The following is a 9484-nucleotide window of genomic DNA, read 5'->3' as shown; positions in this document are numbered from 1 at the left end:
CGGCCGCCCCCGCCGCCGCCGGCCCCCAGCCCTACAAGCCGGCCGCCGCTGCAGACGCCCAGCCCCGCCAGACGGTGCAATAGGCGCATCCGCATTCATGCGTAGCCTGGCGATCTCCTGACGATAACCATTCTGGCGGATCATATCCCTCGCGCTCCGATAGAGGGCGACGATCATATCGAGGGTGTCCGCCATGATGGGCGAGGTTCTGTATATCGCTCACCGTCTGCGACGGGTGTTGATCCTCGGCCTGCCTGCTGCCGGACTGATCTGGGCCGCCGCCGCCGTTCACCACTCCATGAGCTGATCAGCTGGTTTCGGTTGGCATGAGGGCCGGGCGCGGCTATCACCGCGCCTTCCCGATATCCGAGCCGCCGAACGATCATGTCCGACACGCCCCCCGACCGCCTCTCCGTCGATCCGTCCAGCCCGTTCCATGACGCGGACGTGCTGCAACGCGGCGTCGGCATTCGCTTCAAGGGCGAGGAAAAGACCAACGTCGAGGAATACTGCGTCTCCGAGGGCTGGGTGCGGCTGGCGCTGGGCAATCGGGTGGACCGCAAGGGCAAGGCCCTGACCGTCAAACTGCAGGGCGTGGTCGAACCCTATTTCCAGAACGGCTAAGTCTTTCTAGGCTGCGGCTCTTCCCCGAGTCTGGAGCCTGCCGATGTCCTTCCGTCTGCTGACCGTCAGCGCGCTCGCGCTCGGTCTTGTCGTCGCCGCTGCTCCTGTGGCCGAGGCCCAGGATGCGGCCACGGTGCAGCGCGCCATCGCCGTTCGTGATGCGGCGCTGAAGTCGAACATCGCCCTGGATTACGTCACCCAGCTGACTACCCGCTTCGGCGCGCGGCCGGCGGGATCGAAGTCGGAACAGGACGCCGCCGCCTGGGCCGCCGACTATCTGCGCGCCCACGGCTTCCAGAACGTCCGCATAGAAGAATTCCCCCTGGTCGGTTGGGAGCGGGGCGAAGGTTCGGCCGCCATCGTCGGCAGGAACGCCCAGTCCCTGGTCGCCGCGGCTCTAGGCCATTCGCCGGCCACCCCGCGCGGCGGGGTCGAGGCGGACGTGGTGCGATTCTCCAGCCTGGAAGACCTGCAGGTGGCCGACGCTGCCGCCGTTCGCGGCAAGATCGTCTATGTCGATCTGGGCCAGATGCACGCCATGCAGGACGGCTCGGGCTATGGTCCCCAGACGCGGGTGCGCGGCGCCGGTCCGGGCGTGGCGGCGGCCAAGGGGGCGGCGGCCTTCATCATGCGCTCGGTCGGCTCGGACGAGGACCGGATGCCCCACACCGGCACCACCCGCTATGTGGACGGCAAGCCGACCCTTCCGTCCTTCGCCCTGTCCGCGCCGGACGCCGACCAGGTCAGCCGCTTGATCGCCCTGGGGGAGCCGGTGCGGATGCACCTGACCTCGACCGCCCGCACCTATGAGACCCACAGCCAGAACGTCATCGGCGACCTGCCCGGCGCCACCCGGCCGGATGAGATCATCGTGCTGGGTTCGCACATGGACAGTTGGGATCTTGGCACCGGCGCCATCGACGACGGCGCGGGCGGCGCCATCACGGTTGCGGCGGCCAAGGCCATCGCCGACAGCGGTCGACGCCCCGCGCGCACCCTGCGCGTGATCTTCTACGGCTCCGAGGAAGTGGCCCAGCCCACGCCCCAGACCGGCAACGGCGGCGGCGTCTACGCCCGCAACCAAGGCGCCGCCCTGGAGAGCCACATCATCGCCGGCGAAAGCGACTTCGGCGCGGACCGGGTCTATGCGTTGCGCCTGCCGGCCGGCGCCCAGGGCTCGGACTTCCAGAAGGCGGCGACCCGCGTCCTCTATCCGATCGGCGTCCTGGCCTCGAATGAAGTCGAGACCGACGGCGGGGTCGATGTCGGCCCCATGGGGCCGCTGGGCGTGCCCTTCTTCGGTCTGGCGCAGGACGGGACTCGCTATTTCGACCTGCACCACACCGCCAACGACACCCTGGACAAGATCGATCCGGCCCAGTTGGACCAGAATGTCGCCGCCTGGGCAGGCTTGCTGTGGTTGATCGCCGATTCAGACGTCGATTTCCGCGCCATGCAACCGGCGACGACGACAGCGACGCCGGCCGCACACTAGGTCGCTTGGCCACACGGTCCGGTTCTGGCTATAGAGCCGGACCGGCTCGCGGGCGTGGCGAAACTGGTAGACGCAGCAGACTTAAAATCTGCCGGACGAAAGTCCTTGCCGGTTCGACCCCGGCCGCCCGCACCAGATCTTGAAGATCATCCCGTTATGATGGCGCAACCGGACGACTTGGCGCCGGTCAACGGGGTGACAGGCTGAGGCCTGGACGTCACGGGCAGAAGACCCGAGCCGCCCAGGCGACAGGCCGTCTTCACCAGATGCGCGTCTGGGCGGGAATGCTGTTGAAGTAGCTGCAAAGATCCACGTACGGGCCGCGATTGCAGGTGGCCGGGCTCTGGATCAGATTTCCGGAGTTGTCCGTATTCTTGGCCGGCGTGCTGCCGGGTTTGTGAGACCACAGGCCGTTGCTGTCCCTTCGGTACCAATGGAAGTCACGTCCAGGCCAGATGACCAGGCAGATGATCTGACCCTCCGCCGGGGTGATGTTGGGATTGGGGATCAGGATCTGGCCGTCGCGCTGCGAGGCGGCGCCGACGTTGTCGCAGCTGAACGCCGTGTACATCTGGCCGGACCCGCGCCCGGGCTGGGCGAAACTGTTGGTGATCTTGTCGTTGGCGTAGTTGTAGCAGTTGTTGTTCGCCATGATGTAGGCGTTATTGTTCCACTTGCCCGGATCATAGGGCGGCGCGGCGAAAATCGTGGGCGCCGCCTCCGCCTTAAAACCCTCGCCGCCGATTTCCTCCGAGACATAGGCATACAGATCGTCGGGAAGCGTCGCCCGGCCGGTTTCGAGCAGAAACTGTTCGGTTTCCGGCGATCCGAGGTTGAGCGAAATATTGAGGCCGCCGATCTCGGCCAGACCCTGGTGGACGAAGATGTGCGAATCCAGCGCCTTCTCGCCCGTACTGGCGATGCTGAAGCCCCGATAGCCCAGCGCGCCGGCGATGCCGGGGGGACGAAGAAGTGACCGCTCCTGCGTGGATCGGAGCCGTTCGGTGAGTTGAAGCACCTGATCTTCCGCCAATTCCCAAACGGGGTCCGGACGACCAGAGAAGATGTGAAGCGTGACGATGACTGACATTGTGTTTGCTCCCTGTGTGCAACCTTAAAGTGTCGCATCTGGGCAGCGAAGTCAATCATAGGTCGTGAAAGCTCGCGATAGGGTCGTGTCCGGATCAATCCTGACGGCGCGCGTCGCGCGCCATGCGGTCCGCGTCGCGTTCCATTCGGTCGGCGTCGGCGGGCAGGCTGGCGGAGAGGGCGACCAGTTCGGCGTCGGTGACGCGGTTGCCGCGCGCGCGGTTCTCGGCGATCTGGCGGGCGCGGTAGGCGGGATCACGAAGGCGCACGGCTTCCGCTCGCAGGTCCTGCGCGCCCTTGCGCATCTGTTCGGCGCCCTGGGCCATCTGGCGGCGCGCGTCCACGCGGGCGCCGGCGGCCTGAAGCCGGGCCTGTTCGCCCATGCGCCGCGCCTTTTCGCCTTCGACGCGGGCCTGGGCGGCGTTGGCGCGCGCCTGGGCGCCGGCGAGGCGGGCGATTTCCGCCCGGGCGCGGCTTTCGTCGGCCCGGGTTCGGGCTTGGTCGGCGCCGCGACGGGCTTCGTCAGCGCGGGCGCGGGCCTGATCGGCTTGGGCGCGGGCGTCGGCCGCGGCGCGTTCCGCTTCGGGGGAGGGGGCGCCCCTGTAGGTGTAGGTGTAGCTTGAGCTGAAGACAGGCGGCGCAGGCGGAGCGGGAGGCGCAGGCGGAGCAGGAGGAGCAGGCGGGGGCGCGACGACCATCGACGGGGGCGTGGGCGGTTCCGGCGGGGCAGGCGGGGGCTCAGGCGCTTCAGGCGGCGGGGGCGGGCTGGCCCAGTCCTGACGGCTCAGTTCCAGGGCGGCCAGGGGCGTGGCGACGGCGGCGAGGGCGGCGACGGTCAGGGCGACGGTCAGCGGGCGGCGGCGGGACGGCGTGTTCGACATGATGCAGGCGATCCTTGTCTTCAGGGTGCGGGCGTCGGCGGCCATGGGGCTGGCGGCGCAAGGGATGGAGCGGGGGACGGGATGGGCGGCCAGGCGGACCAGGGCGCGGGCGTAGACCTGACGGTCCACGGTGGTCAGGGCGTCGGCGTCGGCGGCTTCTTCCGAACGGGCGACCAGGTCGAGGTGCAGGGCCCAGACCAGGGGATTGAACCAGAATAGGGCCAGGCTGAGCCGCGACAGGACCAGGAAGACCCAGTCCTTGCGCCGCAGATGGGCCAGTTCGTGCGCGAGGATGGCGGGGGCGGCCTGGCGTTCGGCGAGACTGGTCGGATCGACCAGGATGACGCCGGGCGCGGCGCCCCAACTGAGCGGACCCGACAGGCGGTCGTTGGCGATCAGACGCGGCGGTTGGCCGGTGGTCTGGGTGTCCAGCGCGGTCCGCCAGGCGGGGCATTTGACCGGGCGGCCTTCCTGGGTCCAGCGATCCAGGGTGTTCAGGCCCAGCACCAGCCGTCCGGCGACAGCGGCGACGCCGGCCAGCCAGATCAGGCCGACGATGAGGGCGGGCGTGGGCCAGGGCAGGGCGCCGGAGATCTCGACCCCGGCGACGGGGCCGACCTCGCCCTGCCACAGGGGCAGAGTTTGGGGCGAGACGAGGGGTTCTGCGGCGGGCAGCAGCGCCAGTTTCAGCGACGGCAGAACCGCCATGATCACCGGCAGGGCCAGCAGCAGACAGGTCACGCCGCGCAGGATGTCGACCCGGTCGACCGGCCGCTGGGCCAGCAGGCGCGAACAGGCCAGGCCGGCGCCGGCGATCAGGCTGGACTTGACCAGCAGCGAAAGGAGAAGGGCCCAGGTCACGACTCGCGCTCCACGGATTCGTCGATCATGCGTTCGAGGGCGGCGGCCTCTTGCGGCGTCAGCTTCTGGCCTAGGCCCAGCAGGGCGGTGGCGGCGCTGGCGGCCGAGCCGGCGAAGAAGGTGTCGATCATCCGTTGCAGGGCGCCGGCGGCGACGGCCTCGGTGCGCTGGACGGGGCTGTAGACATAGCCGTCGGGGCCGGGGGCGCGTTCGATCAGACCCTTGGTCTCGAGCCGCGACAGCAGGGTGCGGACGGCCGAGTCGCTGATCGGGTCGGACAGGGCGTTGCGGACGGCGGCGGCGGCGCCCTTCTCGAGCCGACACAGGGTCTCGAAGACCTCGCGTTCGCGGCGGGGCAGGGATTCGATCATGAGGCTGTTCCCGGGACTGTTGACGCTACATTTGTAGCGCTACATGCGTAGCGGATTGGGGCGGGAATGAGGCGGATGGATGAACTCGCGGTAGGGTGGGGGGCTCTCTCACCTCCCCGTCGGCGAAGGCCGACGGGGAGGACAGGCGGGAGCGTCAGCGAACGCCAGGTGGGGGCGAGACGGTGTGTGAAGCCGGCGTGGTCATCATCACCGTCGGAGTCGCCCCCGCCTGGTCGCAAGCGCGACCGGTCCTCCCCACGCGCCTTCGCGCGCGGGGAGGTGAAGGCTAGAGCGAGACCTCGCGGCCCTCGGCGGCGCTGCGCAATCCCGCGTCGAGGATGCGCATGACGGTCAGGGCCTGGTCGGCGGGGACGGGGGGCGGGCCTTCGCCGCGGATGGCGTCGCGGACGGCGGCGTAGAAGGCGGGGTAGTCGCCGCGTTCGGGCGTGGGGGTGGTGCGGAGGGTTTGGCCGTCGATCTGTTGGGTCAGGACGCCGGGCGAGGGGTCGAGGCCCCAGTCGGGGCAGCCGGGGCGTAGGCCGGCCTTGGACTGGCTCTCCTGGGCGTCGAGGCCGTGTTTGATGAAGCTGCCGCCTGTGCCGTGGACGACGTAGCGGAGGCCGGCGTCGGCGGCGAGGTGGCTCATGTTCAGGATGACGCGCAGCCGGTCGTAGCGCAGCAGGACGTGGGCGTAGTCGATGGCGGTGGCGCCGACGCGCTGGGCCTGGAGGTCGGCGTAGACGGCGAGGGGCGGGCCGAACAGCTGGACCGCCTGGTCGATCAGGTGCGGGCCCAGGTCGGCCCAGACGCCGCCGTCGCGCTGGTCCTTCCAGCGGTCGGTCACGGTCGGGCGGAAGCGGTCGTAGTGGCTTTCGAACACGGCGACGTCGCCCAGTTCACCCTCGGCGATCAGGCGGCGCAGGGTCAGGAAGTCGGCGTCCCAGCGGCGGTTCTGGAAGACGCTGAACACGCCGGGCGCATCGGCCGCGACGGCGGCGACGGCTTGGGCGTCCGCTAGGGTGGCCGCGAAGGGCTTGTCCACCACCGCCGACTTGCCGGCCTGAAGCGCGGCGATGGACTGTTCGGCGTGCAGGGCGTCGGGGGTGGCGACGACGATCAGGCCGATGTCGTCGCGGGCCAGGGCGGCGTCCAGATCGGGCAGGACATCGACGTGCGGCAGGTCGGCGTGGAAGGCTTCAGGGCGCGATGAGACGACGGCGGTCAGGGTCAGGCCGGGGGTCGCGGCGATCAGGGGCGCGTGGAAGGTCTGGCCCGCCAGGCCGTAGCCGACGACGGCGACGCCGATGGGGGCGTGTGAGGTCATGCCCCGATCAATAGCGGTCCGGGCGCGGGCCATCCAGCACATAGGGCACGACGCCGCGCTCGTTCTCGGGGACGTGAAGGGGGCGGTCCAGGGGCGGGAAGGCGCGCTGGGTGCAGTCGGTGCGCTCGCAGATGCGGCAGCTGACGCCGATCCGGGCGGCGGGGCCGTTCAGGTCCAGGCCGGCGGCATAGACCAGGGATCCGGCGTGCTCGACCTCGCAGCCCAGGGACAGGGCGTAGCGGCGGTCGTTGGCGAGGTAGGAGCCGCTGGGCTTGGACACGGAGCGGGCGATGGAGATGTAGCGTGAGCCGTCGGGCATCTCAGCCAACTGGACCCCGATCCGGTCGGGCGTGGCGAAGGCCTCGTGCACGTTCCACAGGGGGCAGGCGCCGCCGAAGCGGGCGAACTGGAAGCGCGTCGCGCTGTGCCGTTTGGTGATGTTGCCGGCCATGTCGACGCGGGCGAAATAGAAGGGCACGCCGCGCCAGCCGGGCCGTTGTAGGGTCGAGAGCCGGTGGCAGACTTGCTCGAAACTGACCTGGAACCGGGTGCGCAGGCGGTCGATGTCGTGCTTCTCCGCCCGCGCCGCCTCCAGGAAGGCGCGATAGGGCAACAGAAGCGCACCGGCGGCGTAGTTGGCCAGGCCGACGCGGGCCACGTCGCGCGCGGCCTGGGTGCGGAAGGCGGCCTGATCCAGCTCGGTCTCGATCCGGTCGCGGAAGGACAGCAGGGCCAACTGGTGGGCCAGCTGGAAGGACCGGGTCGCGCCGGGCAGCCAGGCGTCCAGGCTCAGGATCCGGCTGGCGGGGTCGTAGCGGCGCAACGCTTCCTGGCCGGCGACATAGACGGTGCGGACCCCGTGCCGGTCGGCCAGCAGGGTCTCCAGCGCCCGTTCGATCGGGCCGTCCTGCGGGATTTCGGCCGCCAGGGCCTCGGCCGCCGTGTCCAGGCTGTCGACGTAGTTGTCGCGGTAGTGGAAGAAGTCGCGGACCTCCTCATAGGGCAGCAGGGCGACGCGGGCGCCCAGTTCGTCGCGGCCCAGGGTGTCGTCCAGCGCCTTCACCCGCTCGTCCAGCTGGCGGAAGGCCTGGTGCAGGGCCAGGAACTGGTGGGCTAGGCGCGGGGTGTTGGCGACGGCCTGTTTCAGCTCGGCCGCCGTCGGGGGCTCGGCCCCGCCGCTGACCGGGCCGGCGATGTCGGTGGTGGCCTCGCGCAGGTCGGCGATCAGGCGGGCGTCGCCCTCGAGATCGAACAGGCTGGCGTCGATATGGAAGGCGCGGGTCAGGGCGATCAGGACGCGGGCGGTGGCCGGGCGCTGATTGGTCTCGATCTGCGACAGATACGACGGCGACAGGCCCAGACGTTCGGCGCAGGCCTCCAGCGTCCAGCCGCGCGCCTCGCGCAGCTTGCGCAGCTTGGCGCCCAGGAAAAGCTTCTCAGCCATTCGCAAGTTTGCAGTTCATCGTCGCCGCCTTTGCAAGTCCGCGCAGTTCCGCACCTTTTGCAAAGTTGCGTTTGCCAAATTGCGATGAAGCCGCCACTCCTTGCCGTTCGAACAAGAGGCCGAAACCGATCATGACTCAAGCCATCCTTGAAGAACTGGAGCGTCGTCGCGCCGCCGCCAAACTGGGCGGTGGGGAAAAGCGTATCGCCGCACAGCACGCCAAGGGCAAGCTGACGGCGCGCGAACGCATCGACGTTCTGCTGGACGAGGGCTCCTTCGAGGAGACCGACATGTTCGTGGAACACCGCAGCCACGACTTCGGCATGGAGACGCAACGCATCCCCGGCGACGGGGTGGTGACGGGGCGGGGGACCATCGGCGGGCGGCTGGTCTATGTCTTCTCCAAGGACTTCACTGTGTTCGGCGGGTCGCTGTCGGGCGCCCATGCGGCCAAGATCGTCAAGCTGCAGAAGATGGCCCTGACCACCGGCGCGCCGATCATCGGCCTGTTCGACGCCGGCGGGGCGCGGATCCAGGAGGGGGTGGAGAGCCTGGCCGGTTACGCCGACATCTTCCTGCAGAACACCCTGGCCAGCGGCGTCATTCCCCAGATCAGCGTGATCATGGGGCCGTGCGCGGGGGGCGACGTCTATTCGCCGGCCATCACCGACTTCATCTTCATGGTGAAGGACACGAGCTATATGTACGTGACCGGCCCCGACGTGGTGAAGACCGTCACCAACGAGGTGGTCAGCCATGAGGACCTGGGCGGGGCGCGGGTCCATGCCGGTAAGTCGGGCGTGGCGGACGGGGCGTTCGAGAATGATCTGGAGGCCCTGTCGGAGGTGCGCCGCCTGATCGGCTTTTTGCCGCTGTCGAACCGCGAAAAGCCGCCGGTGCGCGAGAGCTATGACGAGCCCGAGCGGGACGAGCCGTCGCTGGACACCCTGATCCCGGCCAATCCGAACCAGCCCTATGACATGAAGGAGCTGATCCTGAAGGTGGTCGACGAGGCCGACTTCTTCGAGATCGGGGCCGATTTCGCCAAGAACATCATCTGCGGCTTCGGCCGGCTGGACGGCCAGACGGTCGGGATCGTCGCCAACCAGCCCCAGGTGCTGGCGGGGGTGCTGGACATCGATTCAAGCCGCAAGGCCGCGCGCTTCGTGCGCTTCTGCGACGCCTTCGACATTGCGCTGGTGACCCTGGTGGACGTGCCGGGCTTCATGCCGGGGACCAAGCAGGAGTACGGCGCTTTGATCAAACACGGGGCCAAGCTGCTGTTCGCCTATGCCGAGGCGACTGTGCCGAAACTGACCCTGATCACGCGCAAGGCCTATGGCGGCGCCTATGACGTCATGAGTTCGAAACACCTGCGCGGCGACGTCAACTACG

Annotated in this window: 9 protein-coding genes and 1 tRNA gene; 4 read left to right on the top strand and 6 right to left on the bottom strand. The window is 69.1% G+C overall.

What is annotated here, in order from left to right; genetic code table 11:
- Positions 1-384 precede the first annotated feature (384 nt).
- The 3 genes from Q7J26_RS13215 (at position 385) to Q7J26_RS13205 (ending at position 2254) form a co-directional block, all read left to right on the top strand.
- Entirely contained in the window at positions 385-624 is a 240-nt protein-coding gene (locus Q7J26_RS13215; RefSeq protein ID WP_304936870.1) for a DUF3297 family protein, read from the top strand.
- Positions 625-667: 43 nt separating this feature from the next.
- Entirely contained in the window at positions 668-2119 is a 1452-nt protein-coding gene (locus Q7J26_RS13210; RefSeq protein ID WP_304936869.1) for a M20/M25/M40 family metallo-hydrolase, read from the top strand.
- Positions 2120-2167: 48 nt separating this feature from the next.
- A tRNA-Leu gene (locus tag Q7J26_RS13205) sits at positions 2168-2254 on the top strand.
- Between the two features lie 124 nt (positions 2255-2378).
- Here Q7J26_RS13205 and Q7J26_RS13200 read toward each other — a convergent pair.
- The 6 genes from Q7J26_RS13200 to Q7J26_RS13175 all read right to left on the bottom strand — a co-directional run bounded on the left by Q7J26_RS13200 (position 2379) and on the right by Q7J26_RS13175 (position 8222).
- Entirely contained in the window at positions 2379-3209 is an 831-nt protein-coding gene (locus tag Q7J26_RS13200; protein ID WP_304936868.1) for a hypothetical protein, read from the bottom strand.
- A 94-nt stretch (positions 3210-3303) separates the two neighbouring features.
- A complete protein-coding gene (locus tag Q7J26_RS13195; protein WP_304936867.1) occupies positions 3304-4950 on the bottom strand; it encodes a M56 family metallopeptidase in 1647 nt (548 codons plus the stop codon).
- Positions 4947-5321 (bottom strand): BlaI/MecI/CopY family transcriptional regulator, encoded by a 375-nt coding sequence (locus Q7J26_RS13190; protein WP_304936866.1) that lies wholly within the window; start codon positions 5319-5321, stop codon positions 4947-4949. Before Q7J26_RS13190 ends, Q7J26_RS13195 begins: the two co-directional genes overlap by 4 nt.
- A 286-nt stretch (positions 5322-5607) precedes the next feature.
- A complete protein-coding gene (locus tag Q7J26_RS13185; protein ID WP_304936865.1) occupies positions 5608-6645 on the bottom strand; it encodes an oxidoreductase in 1038 nt (345 codons plus the stop codon).
- Positions 6646-6652: 7 nt separating this feature from the next.
- On the bottom strand, positions 6653-8089 hold the full coding sequence (locus Q7J26_RS13180) for a short-chain fatty acyl-CoA regulator family protein (protein WP_304936864.1): 1437 nt from the start codon (positions 8087-8089) through the stop codon (positions 6653-6655).
- Positions 8082-8222, bottom strand: a complete 141-nt coding sequence (locus Q7J26_RS13175) for a hypothetical protein (RefSeq protein WP_304936863.1) — start codon at positions 8220-8222, stop codon at positions 8082-8084. The genes Q7J26_RS13180 and Q7J26_RS13175 overlap by 8 nt, the downstream gene beginning before the upstream one ends.
- On the opposite strand from Q7J26_RS13175, the gene Q7J26_RS13170 reads away from it, so the two are divergent.
- Positions 8221-9484, top strand: a 1264-nt coding sequence (locus Q7J26_RS13170; protein WP_304936862.1) for an acyl-CoA carboxylase subunit beta, incomplete at its 3' end; no start/stop codon positions are given. The two genes, Q7J26_RS13175 and Q7J26_RS13170, sit on opposite strands and share 2 nt — an antisense overlap.

The sequence above is a fragment of the Brevundimonas sp. genome (genome assembly GCF_030656255.1).
Lineage (GTDB): Bacteria > Pseudomonadota > Alphaproteobacteria > Caulobacterales > Caulobacteraceae > Brevundimonas.
The sequence above is the reverse complement of the archived record's forward strand: the minus strand, read 5'-3'. Positions and strand labels throughout refer to the sequence as shown.